Raw genomic sequence first — 18,355 nt, 5'->3', positions numbered from 1 at the left:
CGTGGTCCCGCCGGTCGGCGTCCGGACGTGCAGTTCGGACGTGCAGTGTCGCAGAGCCGCGCGTACGGACCGCGTCAGCGCCCGCCGCCCACCCACCGCGCGAGGCGCCTGCGCACCACCCCGAGCACACCCCGCAGCCCCGGAGCGAGCCGCACCGCGAGATTCCCCGCCTGCGTCTTGTACGGCTGGGCCAGCAGCAGCCCCCGGCGCGACGGAAGCGCCGTGCGCCGCAGCAGACCCGGGCCCGCCACCGCCCGCGCCGTCGTCTCGCGCGCCGTCCCGTCACCGAAGTGCAGGCGCAGCCGCAGATCCCATACGCCGCCGCCGAGCGAGCCCAGGTCGAGGACGGCCTCGGTCAGCCAGGTCGCGCCGTCCGCGGCGCCGAACGCCGCCGTGCGGCGCAGCACCGGGCCCTCGCCGCTCCTGGGCACGAGCTCCACGTCGGCCGTCGTCGGGCCCGCGTCCGCCACCCGCCCGTACAGCTCGTGCAGCCGCAGTGTGAGGCGGCTGCCGCCCGCGCGCGGCCGCAGCTCCGCGTCCACCGCCAGCGGGAGGAGGCGGATCGGGCGGACGAGGAGGTGTTCCAGGGTCACCTGGGGGAGGTCCTCGGACCAGACGGGAGTGGTGCCGTCGGCCGCGAGCACGTACGGCGGTGAGAGGCGTGCGGGGCGGGCCGCCACCTCCTGGAGGCGGGTCAGGTCGCGCGGCTCGGGGGACGCGAGGATCACACGGGCGATGATCCGGCCCGGCGCGGGCGCCGCGTCCAGGTCGGCCGTGTCGAAGGCCGCGAGGTACGCGCGCGTGGCCGTCCACCACTCCTGCCGGTACTCCGGGCTTCGCGTGGTGAGCTCGCGTGTGTACATCCGCAGGCTGTGGTCGATGAACTTGGCCCGCGCGGCCCGTGCGAGCCGTTTGCCCGCGTCGCCCGACGCGCTCCGCGCCTCCCGGAGGATGTCGACCGACTGGCGGTGGGCCTCGAGACGGGCCTGCCAGTTGGCGATGCCCGAGCGGTCCAGGGAGATCGACAGCTTGGCCGCCGTGCGGCGCACGTTCCACACGTAGACGGGGTCCGTGATCAGCGCGATGCGCGGGCCCGCCGCCAGGACGCGGGCCGTGAAGACGAAGTCCTCGTACGTGAAGGGGCCCTCGGGGAAGCGCAGGCCGTGCCGGCGCAGGAAGTCGGTGCGGTAGAGCTTGTTGACGCAGAGGGTGTCGTGGACCAGGCGGGTGCGCAGCTCGGGGCGGGCGATCAGGCGGGGCTTCGTGTAGAGCATGGGCTGCCAGGCCGTCTCGCGCCCGGAGGGCAGTTCGCGGCGCACGCAGCGGCCGGTGACCACCTCGGCGTCGTGCCGCGCGGCGGCCTTGAGCAGGGCGTCCACCGCGCCCGGCGGCAGGATGTCGTCGCTGTCGAGGAACATCACGTACGCGGACGTGGTGGCCTCGATCCCGTCGTTGCGGGGAGTGCCGCAGCCGCCGCTGTTGGTGGCGCGGCGGATGGGTGTGACGCGCGGGTCCTCCTGGGCGAGCGCCGCGAGCAGCTCTCCGCTGCCGTCCGTCGAGCAGTCGTCGACGGCGATCACCTCGCGGACGGCCGGGCCCTGGGCGAGCGCCGAGCGCACCGCGTCCGTGACGTGCGCGGAGTCGTTGTAGCCGATCACGACGACGCAGACCTGGGGCGACGGGGGCGAGAGAGACAGAGAGGGATCCACGGGGGAAATTTTAGAGGTTGCTAGTAATTATCCGATTAGGGGGTCTTCGGCTGGTTCGTGTTGCGATCTCCGCCGCCTGGGCTCGTGTGCCCGCTGCTCCGGCTCGTATGCCCGCCGCCCACCCGCGCGAGCACCTCGCCCGTCCGCGGCCCCCACGCCACCACGACCGCCTCGGAGGGCACCTTCTGGTCGGGCGAGAGCAGCAACCAGCGCACGCCGTAGCGGCGCACGATCCGCTTGCGCTCCGCGCGGGTCGATTCGGGGGAGAGGTAGTCGCGCACCTCTTGGAGGCGGTGGTTGCGGGTGTCCTCGGCGAGCGAGGCGTCCGGCCAGGCGGGGGCGACGAGATTGGCGCCGTACGCAGGGATGGAGCGCGTGGGGTAGTAGCCGTTGGTCAGGACGACGTCGCCCTTGCGCATCTGACTCACCGCCCAGCCGTAGCCCGGCCAGCGCGGCGGCTGGTCGAAGCCCACCGGGTCCAGAGCGCGCGGCACGACCGCGCCCGCCTGGAGCGTGAAGAAGCCGATGGCCGCTCCGGTGGCCGCGACGCCCCCCAGGGCCATGCGCCACCGGCGCCAGGGCCGGGGTGCGGCCAGCTCGATCGCGAGGGCGAACTGGAGCGGGACGAGCGTCAGGCCCAGGATGCGGCCGTAGGTGTAGTGGCCGCTCAGCCAGCCGTACGCCACGACCGCGCAGTCCAGGGCGAACATCAGGGCGAGCGGATCGCGCCGGTTCTTGCGGAACCTCAGGGCGAGCGCGGGCAGGCCGATCAGCGCGAGCCAGAACCGCTGCGGCATCTCGGTGTAGAGCTGCCGGTGGATCCAGTCGACGCTCTCGTCACCGACGAGCGAGAAGACGGAGTAGTAGGGCCAGCTCGCCGCGACCGCCGCCGCCGTCGCGGCGGTCGCCGCCCACTTCCACAGCCCCGCGAAGGGGCGCCGGGACGAGGCAGCGAACGCCACCACCCCGATCACCGCCGCCACCGACGAGATCGGGTGGACGAGCAGGATCACCCCGCACAGCGCGCCGAGACCCACGTGCGCCCAGCCGCTCCGGGGCGCCGACGCGAGGTGACCCGCCAGGCTCCACGCCCAGAACGCCAGGCCGATCGCGAACGTCGACGGATAGGCGAGGTTCCCCGTCATCGACATCAGCCCGAGGTAGCCGCTCCACCACGCCATCCGGGTGCCCCAGAGCACCACCATCGCGAACAGGGCCAGTACGGGCGCCCATTGACGGGGTGTCAGGGCCTTCACGAACCGGCCGAGACCCGTGAGCAGCACAAGCAGGTTCAGCGGCCCCGCCAGTTTCACGACCTCCCAGCCCGCGAGCCCCGTCACGCGCGCGAAGACGCCCTGCGCCACCGCGTACGGCGAGTAGTACGGGCTGCCCGCGCCCGGCAGGTCCGCCATCGGGTGGCGCGGGTGCAGCAGATCGGACTTCAGCCGCTCGATCACCGCCGCGTGCTGCCCGAAGTCGCAGCACATCGGCACTCGCCAGAAGGCGAGCGACATGACGATCCAGAAGAGACCGCCGAACACGACGTACGGGCTGGGCCGCCACCGCCTGCGCCGGTGCAGCGCCGTCGAGCCGTGGACCTGGCGGCGGCTGACGAGGGCGGCGCCCCGCGTGGCCATCGTCATCGCATGAGCCTCTCCGCGACCCGGGCCGATGCCCGGCCGTCGTCCAGGTCGCAGTACGCCTCGCGGAACGCCGCGTACGCCTCCGCGTGCCGGGCGGTGAGGGAGTCCAGGTCGCGCAGCGCCTCGACGACCTCGCCGGTGGAGGCGAGCAGCGGGCCGGGGGCGCTGGTCTCGAAGTCGAGGTAGAAGCCGCGGACCGTGTCGCGGTAGTGCTCCAGGTCGTAGGCGTGGAAGAGCATCGGGCGCCCGGTGTGCGCGAAGTCGAACATCAGGGACGAGTAGTCCGTCACCAGCACGTCCGAGATCAGCAGGAGTTCGGCCGTGCGGGGGTGCGAGGACACGTCGCGCACGAAGGGTGCGTGGGCGCCGGGCAGGCGGCCCGCCGTCAGCGGGTGCTTGCGGACGAGCAGGACGTGGTCGTCGCCGAGCACGTCCTGCGCCGCGGCGAAGTCGAGCGCGGGTTCGTAGCGGAAGCGGCCGGGGGAGTAGGCGAGGTGGTCGCGGTAGGTCGGCGCGTACAGGACGATCCGTTTGTCCGGGGCGATGCCCAGCTCGCGGCGCACGCGTTCGGCGACCTTGTCGCGGTCGTCGGAGAAGAAGACGTCGTTGCGGGGCGAGCCCGCCTCCATGACCTCGCCCTCGTAGGCGAGCGCGCGCCCCAGATGCGGGGTCGAGAACCGGTTCGGGGACACCAGCACGTCCCACTGGCGCGAGAGCCTGGGCAGGACGTCGAGGTGGCCGTGGTCGGCGTAGAGCGTGTCGGTGAGGTCGGTGCCGATGCGCTTGAGGGGCGCCCCGTTCCAGGTCTGTACGACGGTCTGGCCGTCCCGCCGCTCGAAGAAGTCGGGCAGATGGCCCGCGGTGACGATGCGCCGGCAGCGGGCGAGCGCCTCGTACCAGGCCGTGCTGTGCTCCTCCACGCCCTTCGCCCCGACGGGCACCCGCGTCTGCTGGTCGCGCGTCACCCACAGGTGCTCGACCTCGGCGCCGCGCCGCATCAGCTCCTCGTGGACCGCGCGCGGGGAGTCCCCGTCGAAGTAGAGCACCGCGTCCCGCAGGGGCTGGGTGCGCCGGCCCGGATAGTGCGCGGTGCGCAGCCGGTGCTGCCGGTAGGCGCCCCGCTCGCCGCGCGTGAGGACGGACCCGGCTTCGAGCAGCAGCCGGTCGCCGAACCGCCGGTCGACGGTGAACTCCCGTCCCTCCACGGTCTGATGGAGCGGAAATCCGGCGGAGACGGAGGCGAGCAGCCGCACGGGCATGCCGTCCTGCGAAGCGCCGTGGACGGCGGCGCCGGTCCCCGCCTCCCGCAGGAACGCGTACCAGCGTCCCTCCCGCAGGGTTCCGCCGCCGGGCGTCACCACTCCTCGGAAGCGTCCGGCGGAACGTTCCACCGGCACCGTCACTTCCTCGTCCCTGCCGCTGTGCCGGAGCACGAGTTCCGCCGCGTCCCAGCTCGCGTCGGCCACCGTGCCCTCGACCGTCAGCGTGCCGTCCGTGCTCCACGCCACCCGGTCGGCGATCGGCTGCCGGGTGAGCTCGATGACGAGCTGGCCTTGGTCGTTCGCCGAGGCGCACAGCTCGCGTCCTTCCGCGCGGGAGGCGTAGCGGCCCGGGGGCAGGTCGAGGGCCGCCGCGAGGGACTTGAGCTTGCCGTCGGGCAGGACCAGGTTGGCCTGCCAGCGGTCGCCGTGCGGGGGCTCGACCTCCTTGGGGGCCAGGTGCGGGGTCGGCGCGACGTCCTCCAGGTCCGCGAGGCGCACGCGTACGTCGAAGCGGTCGTCGCCGGGCAGGGCCACGGGGTAGTCGAACTCCGCCGAGGAGTGCTTGTGCGTCAGGCGAAGGGCCGTCGGGCGCAGGTGGCTGGGCAGATGGCCGCTCAGGACCATGTCGTCGCCGTCCCGGTGATGGGCGTCGACCCGCGCCACGTATTCCTGGATCTTCAGCACGAGGCGGCCCTTGCTGTAGCCGAGGACCAGGCGGAGCCCGTCGCCGAGTTCGCGTACGACGGACTGCGCGGCCGACCCGTCCAGGGGGCGCACCGCGGCCCGCCGCACCGAGCCGTGGCCCGCGACGACCACGCCGAGCAGCCAGTTGCCGGGACGCCACCGGCCGCCCGTCTTGAGCTGCTCGGGGTCGACGGTCAGCTCGAACCCGGAGAGGTCGTAGCAGTGCAGCTGCTGCCGGGAGTTCTCGGTGGCCTGCGGGGCGGCCACCGTGCGGGTGGCGATCTTCCTGAACTGGGCCCTGCTGTGGGCCGACTTGAGGACGGCGGTCTTCAGGGAGTGCCCGGGGCGCGTCGCCTCCAGGTTGCGGATGTACGCGTAGCCGCTGATCCGCAGCAGCCCGTCGGCGCTCCAACTCGCCTCCCGGACACGGGCGATGACCGGCAGTTCGCCGCGCCGGAGCCGGGCGAGTTCCTGCGGCACCCGGATGTGGCCGCCCGGGCTCCGTGGATACGCGGCGCTGCGCCGGAGCACTCCGCGCACCTGGAAGGCGTTCTTGTTGTTGCGCTGTTCGAAGGTGAGCAGGTCGATCAGGTCGGCGGTGCGCCCCTCGCGCACGAGATGCCATTTCACCCGCAGGGACACGGGGAGCTTCGCGATCACCTCCGGATCCGCGCGACGCAGGAACGCGGCGGCGCCCTTCACGAAGGCGGCGCGGTACTCGGGCCCGCCCATCGGCAGGCCCTCCAGGAAGTACACGAAGTCGTCGCGCAGGCAGGAGGTGTCGTACGTCTTGCGCATCTCGGGGTCGTGCTCGGCGAGGAACGCGCTGACGTGCGCGCACGCCGCGATCCGGTCGCGGACGCCCTTGACGTCCGTGCGCCGCCGGGTGATCGAGCCCTCGCGCACCCGCCAGTAGTAGACGTGGTCGCTGAGCACGTCCACGGAACCCGCGAGGAAGTGCGCGGGGATCATGACGGGCGTGTCCTCGTAGAGCTTGCCCTCGGGGAAGGTGAAGCCGTGCCGGTCCCAGAAGGCGCGGCGGAAGACCTTGTTCCAGGCGACGCGGTCGGCGAGGAGCTCCAGGTCGCGGCTGATGTGCGTGCGCGAGCGCGGTTCGGTGAGCCACTTGTACTGCCAGGCCTGCTGGCGTCCGCGCTCGTTCAGGCGCCAGACGTTGCCGCTGGCGAAATCGGATCCGGTCGAGTCCAGGCTCTGGGTCATCCGGGCGTACGCGTCGTGCGGCACCACGTCGTCGCTGTCGACGAACGTCAGGTATTCGGCGGTCGGGGTCGCGTGCCGCACCCCGGTGTTGCGGGCGGCGCTCAGGCCCGCGTTCGGCTGGCGCACATAGACGAACCGTGGATCCTTCGCCGCGAACTCACGTGCGATCCGCGGGCTGCCGTCCGTCGAGCCGTCGTCGACGAGCACGGCCTCCAGGTCGGCCATGGTCTGCCCGGCGATCGACTCCAGGCACTCCTCCAGAAACTCTTCGACGTTGTAGATGGGCACGACGACGCTGAGACGGGGCTGCACGAAGACCGGCCTTTCGTACGCTCCCAGTCATGGGAGTAATCATGGGAGTACGGGCGTATTAATCCCTTTTGCCCGTTCCGGTCAATTTCTTTGCCTTGCTTCATCCCAATGAGTGATGCGCGGTCTTCGACAGGGCGTGTCCGGCTGGCTACCGTCGGTGTCCATGTCGCGCTTCTCGGTTGTCGTCCCCGCCCATCGCGTCCAGGGCTACCTGAGGGAATGCCTGGACTCCGTGCTCGACCAGAACCCCGGCGATCTGGAGCTGATCGTCGTCGACGACGCGTCGCCGGACGCGTCCGCCGCGATCGCCGCGGAGTGTGCGGAGCGCGACCCCCGCGTGCAACTCGTACGCATCCCCGCGCACGCGGGCCCCGGGCCCGCCCGCAACATCGGCGCCGACCACGCCACCGGCACCTACCTCCTCTTCCTCGACGGCGACGACCTGCTCCTGCCGGGCGCCCTTGAGGCGATCGCCGAAGCCCTGGACGAGGCCGGGGAACCGGACGTCCTGCTCTACGGCCACGACCGCGTCGACTGGTGGGAGAACGTCCGCGCGGGCGGCGACGACCTGACCGGGGACCCCCTGGGAGTCACCGTCGCCGCCTGGAACCGCGTCTTCAGGCGCGACTTCTGGCACGAGCGCCGACTGGCGTTCAGCGACGGACCGTACGAGGACGTGGTGCCCGTGCGGCGCGCGGCCCTGGCCGCCGACGCGCGCACCGCCGTCCTCGACAAGGCCTGCGTCCGCTGGCGCGAGCGGCGCGGCGGCAGCTTCGCCACCACCCCCGGCCGCGAGCACTTCGCGCTCATCGGGCGCTACGAGGAACTGCTCGCCGCCGCCGACCCCGCCGACCGCGCCCGCCTCGTCCCGCACGCGGCCGCGCATCTGCTCGCCGTCCTCGACGACCCCGGGCGCATCACGGCGGGCGACCGCCGGGACTTCTTCCGCGGGGCGGCCCGCCTCTACCGCACCTACGGGCCGGCGGACGCGGCGGCCACCCCGGGGGAGCGGGCCCTGGCCACCGCCTCGTACGCCGCCTACGCGTCGCACCGCAAGAGCCGCTCCCGCCGGAACGGCGTCACCCGCAAGCTCAAGGAACAGAAGAAGAAGCTGCGCGCCCGCGCGATGCGCCTCGCCTACCGCACCGACCTGCGCCGCCCCCTCGACCCCCACCTCGCGGTCTACGGCGCCTACTGGAACCGCGGGATCTCCTGCAACCCCGCCGCCATCCACGCCAAGGCCCGCGAACTCGCCCCGCACATCAGGGGCGTGTGGGTGGTCTCCTCGCGCAACAAGCACCGGGTGCCCGCCGGGGTCGAGTACGTCATCGAGGGCTCGCGGCGCTACTGGCAGACGATGGCCAGGGCGACGTACCTGATCAACAACTCCAGCTTCCCCGGCGGGTTCACCAAACGCCCCGGCCAGATCTACCTCCAGACCCACCACGGCACGCCGCTCAAGAAGATGGGCCTCGACCAGCGCCGCTACCCTGCGGGCACGCACGGCATCAGCTTCCAGAAGGTCCTGGACCACACCGACCAGTGGGACTTCAGCCTCTCCGCGAACCCGCACTCCACGGAGGTCTGGGAGCGCGTCTACCCCTCGACGGCCTACCAGGCCCTGGAGGCGGGCTACCCGCGCAACGACGTCTACTTCACGGCCGGTAAGAATGAAGTCGAGCGCATCCGCGAGGAGTTGGGGATCGCCGACGGCCGCACGGTGCTGCTCTACGCGCCCACCCACCGCGACTACCAGAAGGGCTTCCTGCCCCGCATCGACCTGGAGCGCTTCGCGGGCTCACTCGGCCCCTCGTACGTCGTGCTCGTGCGCGCCCACTACTTCTACGGCGCCGACGCGGGCCTGCGCCGCCACCCGCAGCTCGTCGACGTCACCGGGCACCCGCGCGTGGAGGACCTCTGCCTGGCCGCCGACGCCCTCGTCACGGACTACTCGTCGCTGATGTTCGACTACGCCTGCCTGGACCGCCCGATCGTGACGTACGCCCCCGACTGGCAGGCCTACCGACTGGCCCGGGGCACGTACTTCGACCTGCTGTCCGGCCGCCCGGGAGAGACTCCGGGCGCGGTGGCGACGAGCGAGGAGGAGCTGGCGGAGCTGTTCCGGGGCGGAGGCTGGAACTCGCCGGAGGCGGCGGCCTTGCGGGCCGCTTTCCGTGAGCGGTTCTGCCCGTACGACGACGGGGGCGCCGCCGAGCGGGTGGTGCGGCGGCTGTTCCTGACCTCGTAGAACGGCACCCCGGTGTTGGGGAACTGTTGGCAGGGCACGTGAAGATGATCAAGCGGTCGGCGGCATCGCCGGCCGCGCGAAGTGCCATGTGTTCCAAGCCATACGGGGTGTACTCCTGATGCGAATGAAGAAGACCGTCACCACTCTGGCCACGGCCGCGGCCGTCGGCGCCGCGGGCCTGCTGGGCCTTTCGGTCACGCCCGCCGCCGCGGCCGGGGTGGACTTCGACTACGGGCGCGCCACCAACGTCGCCGGGATCGACGCGTGGAAGGACAGCCGGATGCGCGGCTCGGTGACGTGGCAGATCGACGCCATGTCGGACGGCAGCAAGGGCGACACGCTGTGCGTCAAGGACCACTACCGCGACGGGGTGTACGTCGTCGCCACCACCGGCGAGGGCCACCGCGTGAGCACCAAGGGCCACGGCTCGGGCTACGTCAAGTGCATGACCAGGAACGTGCCCGAGGGCATGCCGACCACCATGCGGCTCTCCCTCCACGGTGCGAACGGCACCGTGACATCGTCACCGATGAAGATCCACGGCTGACAGCCTCCGGCTGCCGGGCCGCCTCACGTCTCGTACGGCGACCGCACGGGGAAGTACGCCGTCAGGAACGCCCGGATGGCGAGGGCCATCTCCTCGTCGGTCAGCTCGCTGTCCGGGGACTCGCCGATGCAGAAGGCCGTCTTGTTGCGTCCCTGGAGCAACTGGCCCAGGCGCGCGTGGTCGGCCCGGCTGCCGATGTCCACGAAGTCGTACGCGATGCCCGCGGGCACGGCGCGGCCGGTGAGGTACGCGTAGTGGTGGTGCAGGGACGACACCAGGGCGAGGTCGCTGTTCGAGCGGAAGCGGCTGCGCGCGGTGGCCTCGAGCTCCTCGGGGTACCGCTCGGTGAGCTCCGCGAGGACGCTGCGGTGCAGGGCGTAGGGCGCGTGGAAGAAGCTGTGCGTCGTCGTCCTGCCGAAATCGCGGCGCAGCAGCTCCCGGTTGTTCTTCGCGGCGGCCAGATAGCCCTCGTCGTCCTCCGACACGGGCAGCGCGGGCACGGACGCCGACGACCAGAAGAAGCGGGCGGTGCCCGAGCTGAGGAAGAACGTCTCCGGGGTGGTGGGGCGGCCCAGGAACATGTCGTCGTTCAGATAGAGGAAGTGCTCCGACAGGCCCTCGATGCGGTGCAGCTGGCTCTCGATGGAGTGGGAGTTGAAGGTGGGGAGCGCCGCATCGGGGTCCGCGAAGAGGTCGCGATGGTCGATCACCGTGAGGCCGGGGTGTTCGTCGTTCAGCCAGGACGGCCGCTGGCCCGCGGTGACGAGGTGGATGTGCCGGATCCACGGCGCGTACATCGCCAGGGAGCGCAGCGAGTAGCGCAGCTCGTCGCGGTTGCGGAAGCGGACGGCGCCGTGGTCCGGCGACGATCCGTCGTCGGGGCTGCCGAGGGCCGCCTCGCGGCGGGCGCGCCACTCGGGGTCGGAGTCGTCGACCCAGGTGTAGACCGCGTCGATGGGGAAGTCCACGTCCCCGATGAGGACTTGGGAGAACACGTCGAGCGTGGGGTACGTGCGGTCGGCGACGCGGAGCGTGGCGGTGGGCGCGAGCGAGGGCAGCTCGGACCCGGCCAGGGTGGTGCCGAAGGGCGCCCGGCGGGTGTCGGTGCCACCGGCCTCGCCTTCGGTCCCCTCGGCCGCGAGCCGAGGCCAGAACGCCACCGTGCAGGCCTGCTGGACGCCGTGCCGCAGGGAGAGCGTCGTCGTGGTCACCGGCTTGAAGAGCTTGACGCCCGCGACCTCGCCGATGCCGTCGAGCCGCTCGGCGAGCACGACGCCGGGGGCCGCGTCCCGGGGGTGGATCAGCTCGGCGTAGACGGGTTGGCCGTGCAGGGACTCGGCGAGTGCCTTGAGCGCCCCGTCGCGTTCGTCGTCGGCCACGGCGAGCGTGTGCGTGGTGCCCGACGTGCGGACGAGGACGTACGGGATGTCCTCCGACTCAAGGGCGGTGGCGGCGATCTCGAGGTTCCAGTCGGTCATGCCGGGCGCGAGGATGTCGTCGCGGCGCTCGGCGAGCCGGCCCACGGAGCGGATGAGCTGCCCGCTGGTGTCGGCCGCGAGGATCTCGTCCTCGCGGGCACGCTCCTCGGCGCCGGGCGCGGCGTCCAGGGTGTACGGCGTCGTCGGGCGGAAGCCGCTGCCGCCGGACGCGACGCCGAGCGCCACCCGGTCCGCACGGTCGTCGAGGCGCTCGGGGGCGTCGCGCCGCGCCACCAGCCGGGAGTACAGCTCCTGCCAGCGGGCCGTGACGTCCGTGGAGGAGAAGCGGGCGTAGACACCTTCCCGGGCCGCGTGCGCATAGCCGCGCCGCGTCTCCGGGTCGCCCATCAACTCGCTCATGGCGGCCGCCAGTTCACTGATCTCGCCGGGCGGCACGAGCAGCCCGTCGACGCGGTGCCTGACGATCTCGGCGGGCCCGGTGAGCACGTCGTACGCCACCACGGGCACGCCCGCGGCGAGCGCTTCGAGCAGCACCAGCGGGAACGCCTCGTTGTGCCCGGCGGTCATCAGCGTGAGCCCCGCCTTGGCCCACTCGGCGGCCATGTCCTGGCAGGGGCCGAGGAGTTCGACCCGGTCCTGGAGGCCGAAGCCGTCGACCAGGCGGCGCAGGTGCTGCTCGCGGTGGCCGCCGCCGAAGACGCGCAGCGTCCAGTCCGGGTAGGCGTCGGCGACCTCGGCGAAGGCCCGTACGGCGTGGTCGACGCGCTTCTCGCCGGTGAGGCGCGCGGCCATGACGATGACCTTGCTCTCGCCGTCGGCGCGCGGCCGGAAGCCGTCCGGCACGGCGTTCGGGATGACCGCGAGCTCGGGGGCGGTGGCGCCGAGGGACTCCGCGATCCAGTCGCGGGTGCGTTCGGTGAGCGTGACCAGGGCGTCCAGGCGCGGCGCGTGCAGGAGCAGGGGTTCGCCGGAGGGGCCGCGGCGCTGGGTGGGGCGGTGCTCCTGGTGCACGGTGACGACCCTGGCCGGGACGAGCCCGACGGCCGCGGCCATCAGGGCGGGCGTCGTGGTGACCAGCACGTCGGTGTCCAGGGTGGTCAGGGCGGCGGCCATCTCGATGTCGGAGAGGCGGTCGAAGGCGGACTCCCAGGAGGGCTTGATCAGTTCGCTGGGGAGCGAGGCCAGGGTGCGGCAGGCGGCCTCGTCCAGGCGCGTGCCGCGCACCGGGCGCTCGGGGGACGCCGTGCGGTCGACGAGATAGCGCACGGGGAGGCTGCGGGCCTCGGGGAAGAACGGCTCGGGGCGGGTGCGGAAGACGGAGATGACCTCGACGTCGTGCCGGTCGGCCAGGTGCTGCGCCTGGGTGTAGGTGGCCAGCTCGGTGCCGCCCATCTCGTCGCCCCAGCCGAGGAGGTACGTGATCTTCATGAGGACTCCTTCACGAGGTCTCGTTCATGAGGTCTGATCCGTGATGTCCCAGCACGTGACCGCGAAGGCACCGGACGGGGTGAAGTGCGCGTGGGCGCGGACGAGGGAGCCGCCCGGGAGGGCGAACACGCGGAAGGGGGTCGGGTAGGCGGCCGAGGGGTCGCGTACGTCGGAGAGCCAGCGGCCGAGGGGCAGCGAAGGCCCCTCAGTGTCCGCCGCGTTGCCCGTGTCCCCGGTGACGTGGAAGTCCCACACCCACTGCCCGGGGCTCGCCCCCGCCATCTCGCCCAGCGGCAGCCGGAAGCTGAAGTCGGCGCCCTCCCACACCGCCCCGACCGGCACGGTCACCCCGTCCCGCCGCCGCACCGCCTTGGCCCGCCAGCGCCGCGACGATCCCGCCCTGACGAGCCGCCCGTGCACGACGATGCCGTCACCGCCGGGTACGAACCGCACCAGCTCGGCACGTGGCCTGGACCGGGTCACCTGCAGCACGGCGCGCCCGCTGCGGCACCGGACGACGCGGATGAGCGTGCCGGTGCGGGGGTCGGGGGCGTGCCGGACGGTGGGTGTGGGCGGCAGGTCGGTGTCCCCGTCGATGCCGATGCCGCGCCGCCGGACGCGTCCGCCGCTGTCGGCGGTGACGACCGTGAGCCGCCAGACACCCTCGCCGAGATCGCGCAGGGTGGCGGTCCCGGCGAGCAGCAGACCACCGTGGGCGTGCTGTTCGAAGGCGAGCGGGATCCGGAACCGGCGATGGCCGCGCGAGACGACGAGCTGGGCCCGCCCGACCTGCTCCTCGGGGAGGGCGGCGACGGCGACGTTGAGCGTGCGGCTGTCCCGGATCGACAGATGCACGGGCGTAAGCAGCGACTGAGCCCCGCCGCCGAACCGGCCCGCGCCGATCCGGCCCCGGCCCACCCGGCCCGCGGCGGCGCGTTCCGCGCGGAAGCGGGCGGTCCGTGCGGTGGCGATGAGCCGCCGGGCCGCGGGCGGCAGAGCCGGGATCATGGCGTGAACCCAATGTGGTGCATTGGGCCACTTTGCCCCTAGTTCGCCCCAGGGGGGCGTGTGGCCGCGTACGGGTCACCCGCCTGGCGGACGGCAGAGTGACCTGAGGGGTTTTGTGTAGGTTAGCCCCTTAATGATCAGTCCCCTCGCGCAGTTCCAGCGCCGCAAGGAACCCTCCGTACCACCGGCCGAAGCCCCCTCTCCGGCCCGCAGACCGACCGCCATCGCCCTCTGCCGCCGCTGGGCCGACCCCGCGGCCGTCACCCTCACGACCCTGCTCGTCGCCTGGCGTGCGAGCGCGCTCGGCCAGTGGATCGTCGATGACGCGGCGATCACCTTCGCCTACGCCCGCAGCATCGACGAGGGCCTAGGACCCGTCCAGCAGCCGGGCGCCGACCCCGTCGAGGGCTACTCCAACCCCTCCTGGCTCGCCCTGCTCGTCATCGGCCGCAGGCTCGGCCTCTTCGACCGTGGCGCGCTCCTCGGCGTCAGCGACCTGGTGCTCTACCCCAAGGCCCTGGCGCTGCTCTGCACGGCGGGCGTCCTCGCCTGCGTCGCCGTGGCGGCGCGGGCCGTGCTGCCGGGCCGGGCCTGGGCGGTGACGCTGCTGGCCGGCGGTCTCCTCGCCGCGAACCTCTCGTACGTGGCGTGGTCCTTCTCGGGACTTGAGAACCCGCTGTACGCCCTGACCGCCGCCGCGACCGGGGCGCTGCTCGTGCGGGGAGCGGTGCGCGGCACCCTGCTGCGGCCCGCCGTCGCAGCGACCGCGGGGGCCGTCGCGCTGCTCGCCGCGCTGACCCGCCCGGACGGCGCGGTGCTCGCCGCGGCCTATCCGGTGGCCGTCCTGCTGTTCCTGCGCCGGGACGCCCTCGCGCGGGCCGGACGGGCGGTGGCGCTGAGCTGCGGCACGTTCGCGCTGCCGTACGCGGCGTTCCTGCTCTGGCGGCGCGCGACCTTTGGGCTCTGGGTGCCCAACACGGCGGTCGCCAAGGCCCAGCAGCCCCCACGACTCGGTCAACTGGCCACCTCGGGTGAGCTGTTGACGTACGGCGGCTGGGCGCTCGCGCTGACCGGCGCGGCCTGCGCCGGCATCGCGCTCGCCCGACCCGGGCCGCCCCGCAGAGCCCTGGCCGCGCTGCTCGTCCCGCTGGCCCTGACCCTGGTCGCGTACGGCGTGCTCGGCCGCGACTGGATGGCGCTGTACCGCTTCGCGACCCCGGTGTGGGTGCTCGCGGCGACGGCGTTCGCCCTGGCCGCGGGCGCCGTCTGGCGTGCGGAAGGCCTGCGCGCGCGGGCCCTGACCGGCTGCGCGCTCGCGGGCGCCCTGCTGCTCTCGGTCACCGGACAGGCCGCGCAGAACGACAGGTTCGTCCACCGCCCGACCCTGTCCATGTGCTTCGTGGCCGAGCGCTACGGCCACACCTTCAACGCGTATGCCGGGTATCTGGGCCTGCGCGATGCCACCGTCGCCCTGCCCGACCTGGGAGGCACCCTGCTGACCTCGCGACTGCGCGTCCTCGACCTGGCCGGCCTGACCGACCGCCGTGTGGCCGCCGCGTACGCGGCCCGCGACACGGCCGCCCTGCGCGACCACGTCCTGAACGGCGTGCGCCCCGAACTGCTCCACGTCCACGCCGCCTGGACCGCCAAGTCGGGCCTGACCGCGGCCCGCCTCGCCGCCGCGGGATACGTCCCGCTCTACACCGAGGGCAACGGCGGCGACTACGTCCGGGTGGACGCGGTGCGCGACCCGGACCGGATCACCGCCCTCCGCGAGCGCGTGCGCCCCACCCTGGACGCCATGGTCGCCGAGATGCGCCCGGCCGGCTGCGGCCCGGTCCTGCGCGCGGGAGAGGGGGCCCCGGAATGACGACAGCTCTCCCGCGGCAGACCCGGCCCCTCCCGGGACCCGGCCCCTCCGCCGACCCCGCGGGCCGGGTCGACTCCCTCACCGGGATGCGCTTCCTCGCCGCCTTCGCGGTGTTCGTGCACCACTTCACCGGGCTCAGCGCGTACGGCGGCGTCGCCCACGCGCCGCTGCTCTTCCCGTACTCCAGGCTGGGCGCGACCGGCGTCGACTTCTTCTTCGTGCTCTCCGGGTTCCTGCTCACCTGGGGACACCGCCCCGGCACCCGCGCCCGCCTCTTCTACTGGCGCAGGTTCGGCCGCATCTGGCCCGCCCACCTGGTGGCGACCGTGCCCTGCGTCTGGGTCTTCTACCTCTGGGGCGGCGTTCCCACGGACGCCCTCAGTTTCGTCTCCTCGCTGTTCCTCGTGCAGACGTGGTTCCCCGGGGTCACCCCGATGTTCCCCGGCAACGGCGTCGCGTGGACCCTCAGCGTCGAGGTCTTCTTCTATCTGCTCTTCCCGTTCGCGATCCGCGGCGTCCTGCGCCTGCGCACCCGCACCCTGGCCCTGCTCGCGGTCGGCGGGCTGATCGCGATGTGGCTGCTCAACTGGTGGACCGCCACCCACCTTTCGCCCTTCGCCAGCGAATGGGTCATGCGGCACCCGCTGACCCGGCTGCCGGAGTTCGGCGTGGGCATGGCCTGCGCCCTGGCGCTGCGCCGCGGACACCGCATCCGCCTCGACCCGCGGGTGCTTTTCGCCTGCCTCGTCGCGTACGCCGTCCTGCACAGCCACCGTGCGGAGCTGTTCGGCCCGTACGCGGCAGGGCAGCTCACCTGGGCCCTGCGCTCGGTCGCGGCGCTCTTCGCCGTCCTCTTCATCGCCGCCTACGTCCAGCGCGAGCTCGCCGGACACCGCGGCTGGCTCTGCTCGCGCCCGATGGTGCTGCTCGGGCTCTGGTCGTACGCCTTCTATCTGCTGCACCAGACCGTCAACCGGCAGATCCTCGACACCTGGGGCCGCCCGCAGCCGGAGAACTTCGCGGTGTTCACGCTCCTCGGCGTCGGGGTCACCGTGCTCGCGCTGTCCTGGGCGATGTTCACCTTCGTCGAGGAACCGGCCAGGAAGTGGTGCCTCCGGCGGACCCCGCGCGCATGGAGCCGTAAAAGAGCTCCGGCGGACGTGAAGTGACGGAGTGACCCTTTCGGCGAGTGGGCGTTGAAAGCGATCAGCGCCCGGAAACAACCAATCTCGGAGGATACGTGCACCAGTCCGCGTACGAACAGATGGAACTCTGTGTGGAGCAGTACATGCCCGCGGGGAAGCGCCACCGGGTGGTCGACCTCGGGGCCCGGGTCTCCGACGGACAGACCCGCACCCACAAGACCCTGCTCGAAGGGCGTGACACCGAGTACGTGGGCGTCGACGTGCTCGACGGCCGCAACGTCGACGCGGTGATGACGAAGCCGTACCGCATCCCCGTGAAGTCCCGCAGCGCCGACTTCGTCATCTCCGGGCAGGCCTTCGAACACATCCCCTTCTTCTGGGCGACGATGCTGGAGATCGCCCGCGTCCTGAAGCCGCAGGGCATCGCCTTCGTGACGGCGCCCTCGCGCGGTCATGTGCACGACGCGCAGGACTGCTGGCGCTACTACCCCGACGGGTTCCGCGCCCTGGCCGCGTACACCCGCCTCGAACTCCGCGAGGCCTACACGGACTTCCCGCCCATGAAGGGCATCCGACACGCCTACGGGAGCATCGACGCCAAGCACGCCTATTGGGGCGACTCCGTCGGTGTGTTCCAGCGGCCCAAGAACTATCCGGCCCTCACCATGGCCTTCGTGCGCTCCACGACCACCTGGTGGGCGAACAGGATCGGCGGGGTCGACGGCGTCCCGCTGCCGAAGCCCGTCGAGGGCCGCGCCGACTGCGGCAGGCCGAAGGTGGTGGCACCGCGCGAAGAGGACGAGCAGTCCGTTTCGGCCGCAAGTGACGCTAGATGAACCTATGTTGACGAAATGTGGCATCACAGGTGACTTTGCGCGTACTGTCCGCTTCCATGGCATGGCGACGCGTTGTGAATGGCGCATTGAAGCAACTGACCGGATACCAGCTGAGGCGCACCCCGGTGCCGGCCCAGCGCGCGGCGGCCCCGGTGCCGAAGCCCGCCCCGGCATCGAAGCCCAAGCCGAAGCCGAAGCCGAAGGCCCTGAACCTCCCCGCCGACTACGACGACGAGGCGAAGGAGATCATCCGTGCGGTGAAGCCGTACACGATGACCTCTCCCGAACGGCTGAACGCCTTCATCCTGGCGACCCGGCACGTCGTCCGGCACGGCATTCCCGGCGACATCGTCGAGTGCGGTGTGTGGCGCGGCGGTTCGATGCAGGCGTGCGCCAAGGCGCTGCTCGCCGCCGGTGACACCGAGCGCGACCTGTACCTCTTCGACACGTACGAGGGCATGACCCCGCCCACCGAGGAGGACCTGCGCCTCGACGGCAAGTCCGCCGAGGAACTGCTCAACGCGCAGGGGAAGGACCGCCCGATCTGGGCGGTCGCCTCCCTGGACGATGTCAGGTCCGGCTTCGAGAAGGTGCCCTACCCCAAGGAGCGCGTGCACTACGTCCAGGGAAGGGTCGAGGAGACCGTCCCGCGCGAGGCGCCCGAACAGATCTCCGTCCTGCGCCTGGACACCGACTGGTACGCCTCCACCAAGCACGAACTGGAGCACTTGTACGCGCGGTTGGTCAGCGGCGGCGTCCTGCTCATCGACGACTACGGCTACTGGCAGGGGTCCCGCCAGGCGGTCGACGAGTTCATGGAGAAGACCGGCGAACGGCTGCTGCTCCTGCGCATGGACGAGGGCCGCATCGCCGTGAAGCCCTGACCCGGCGGCGTGCCCCGGCGCGGACCAACTGAATACGTCAGGCAGGTGAGCGGGCCCCGTGCCCGGCGGCCCCGCGCCGCCGGGTACCGGGCCTGCCCGCGTGATCACCCGAATGGCTC

11 protein-coding genes are annotated in these 18,355 nt (G+C 72.4%); 6 read left to right on the top strand and 5 right to left on the bottom strand.

Going from position 1 to position 18,355, the window contains the following annotated elements; translation table 11 throughout:
* Positions 1-74: 74 nt before the first annotated feature.
* From AB0E78_RS25630 to AB0E78_RS25620, 3 genes are read right to left on the bottom strand one after another with little or no spacing between them, the layout of a single operon-like run.
* Entirely contained in the window at positions 75-1,709 is a 1,635-nt protein-coding gene (locus AB0E78_RS25630; RefSeq protein ID WP_361836691.1) for a glycosyltransferase family 2 protein, read from the bottom strand.
* A gap of 35 nt (positions 1,710-1,744) precedes the next feature.
* A complete protein-coding gene (locus AB0E78_RS25625; RefSeq protein WP_361836822.1) occupies positions 1,745-3,346 on the bottom strand; it encodes a hypothetical protein in 1,602 nt (533 codons plus the stop codon).
* 2 nt (positions 3,347-3,348) lie between these two features.
* The gene (locus AB0E78_RS25620; protein WP_361836689.1) at positions 3,349-6,831 is read right to left on the bottom strand and encodes a CDP-glycerol glycerophosphotransferase family protein; all 3,483 of its coding nucleotides are present in this window, start codon (positions 6,829-6,831) and stop codon (positions 3,349-3,351) included.
* Positions 6,832-6,994: 163 nt separating this feature from the next.
* Here AB0E78_RS25620 and AB0E78_RS25615 point away from each other — a divergent pair, with 163 nt between their 5' ends.
* Both AB0E78_RS25615 and AB0E78_RS25610 read left to right on the top strand, forming a co-directional pair.
* The gene (locus AB0E78_RS25615) at positions 6,995-9,079 is read left to right on the top strand and encodes a bifunctional glycosyltransferase family 2 protein/CDP-glycerol:glycerophosphate glycerophosphotransferase (protein ID WP_361836686.1); all 2,085 of its coding nucleotides are present in this window, start codon (positions 6,995-6,997) and stop codon (positions 9,077-9,079) included.
* A 118-nt stretch (positions 9,080-9,197) separates the two neighbouring features.
* Entirely contained in the window at positions 9,198-9,626 is a 429-nt protein-coding gene (locus AB0E78_RS25610; RefSeq protein WP_361836684.1) for a hypothetical protein, read from the top strand.
* Positions 9,627-9,649: 23 nt separating this feature from the next.
* On the opposite strand, the gene AB0E78_RS25605 is transcribed toward AB0E78_RS25610, so the two are convergent.
* A complete protein-coding gene (locus tag AB0E78_RS25605) occupies positions 9,650-12,493 on the bottom strand; it encodes a stealth conserved region 3 domain-containing protein (protein WP_361836682.1) in 2,844 nt (947 codons plus the stop codon).
* A gap of 24 nt (positions 12,494-12,517) precedes the next feature.
* On the bottom strand, positions 12,518-13,501 hold the full coding sequence (locus AB0E78_RS25600; protein ID WP_361836679.1) for a hypothetical protein: 984 nt from the start codon (positions 13,499-13,501) through the stop codon (positions 12,518-12,520).
* Between the two features lie 133 nt (positions 13,502-13,634).
* Between AB0E78_RS25600 and AB0E78_RS25595 the strand changes: the two genes are divergently transcribed.
* From AB0E78_RS25595 to AB0E78_RS25580, 4 genes are all read left to right on the top strand, one after another.
* The gene (locus AB0E78_RS25595) at positions 13,635-15,371 is read left to right on the top strand and encodes a hypothetical protein (protein WP_361836676.1); all 1,737 of its coding nucleotides are present in this window, start codon (positions 13,635-13,637) and stop codon (positions 15,369-15,371) included.
* Positions 15,368-16,540, top strand: coding sequence for an acyltransferase (locus AB0E78_RS25590; RefSeq protein WP_361836674.1), 1,173 nt, complete (start codon positions 15,368-15,370; stop codon positions 16,538-16,540). The genes AB0E78_RS25595 and AB0E78_RS25590 overlap by 4 nt, the downstream gene beginning before the upstream one ends.
* A gap of 71 nt (positions 16,541-16,611) precedes the next feature.
* Positions 16,612-17,352 carry a methyltransferase domain-containing protein gene (locus AB0E78_RS25585; protein ID WP_361836672.1) on the top strand — a complete coding sequence of 247 codons (741 nt, stop codon included), beginning with the start codon at positions 16,612-16,614 and terminating at the stop codon, positions 17,350-17,352.
* A 56-nt stretch (positions 17,353-17,408) separates the two neighbouring features.
* On the top strand, positions 17,409-18,236 hold the full coding sequence (locus AB0E78_RS25580; RefSeq protein WP_361836670.1) for a TylF/MycF/NovP-related O-methyltransferase: 828 nt from the start codon (positions 17,409-17,411) through the stop codon (positions 18,234-18,236).
* Positions 18,237-18,355: the final 119 nt, after the last annotated feature.

The sequence above is a fragment of the Streptomyces sp. NPDC032198 genome, from assembly GCF_040636975.1.
GTDB lineage: Bacteria > Actinomycetota > Actinomycetes > Streptomycetales > Streptomycetaceae > Streptomyces.
Note: the sequence above shows the minus strand (reverse complement) of the source record. Positions and strands in the feature narration are given on the sequence as shown.

Coding starts and splice junctions, on each gene's coding strand:
- AB0E78_RS25625 (WP_361836822.1), bottom strand. CDS start 3,346: ATGGCCACGCGGGGCGCCGCCCTCGTCAGCCGCCGCCAGGTCCACGGC.
- AB0E78_RS25615 (WP_361836686.1), top strand. CDS start 6,995: ATGTCGCGCTTCTCGGTTGTCGTCCCCGCCCATCGCGTCCAGGGCTAC.
- AB0E78_RS25610 (WP_361836684.1), top strand. CDS start 9,198: ATGCGAATGAAGAAGACCGTCACCACTCTGGCCACGGCCGCGGCCGTC.
- AB0E78_RS25605 (WP_361836682.1), bottom strand. CDS start 12,493: ATGAAGATCACGTACCTCCTCGGCTGGGGCGACGAGATGGGCGGCACC.
- AB0E78_RS25600 (WP_361836679.1), bottom strand. CDS start 13,501: ATGATCCCGGCTCTGCCGCCCGCGGCCCGGCGGCTCATCGCCACCGCA.
- AB0E78_RS25595 (WP_361836676.1), top strand. CDS start 13,635: ATGATCAGTCCCCTCGCGCAGTTCCAGCGCCGCAAGGAACCCTCCGTA.
- AB0E78_RS25590 (WP_361836674.1), top strand. CDS start 15,368: ATGACGACAGCTCTCCCGCGGCAGACCCGGCCCCTCCCGGGACCCGGC.
- AB0E78_RS25580 (WP_361836670.1), top strand. CDS start 17,409: ATGGCATGGCGACGCGTTGTGAATGGCGCATTGAAGCAACTGACCGGA.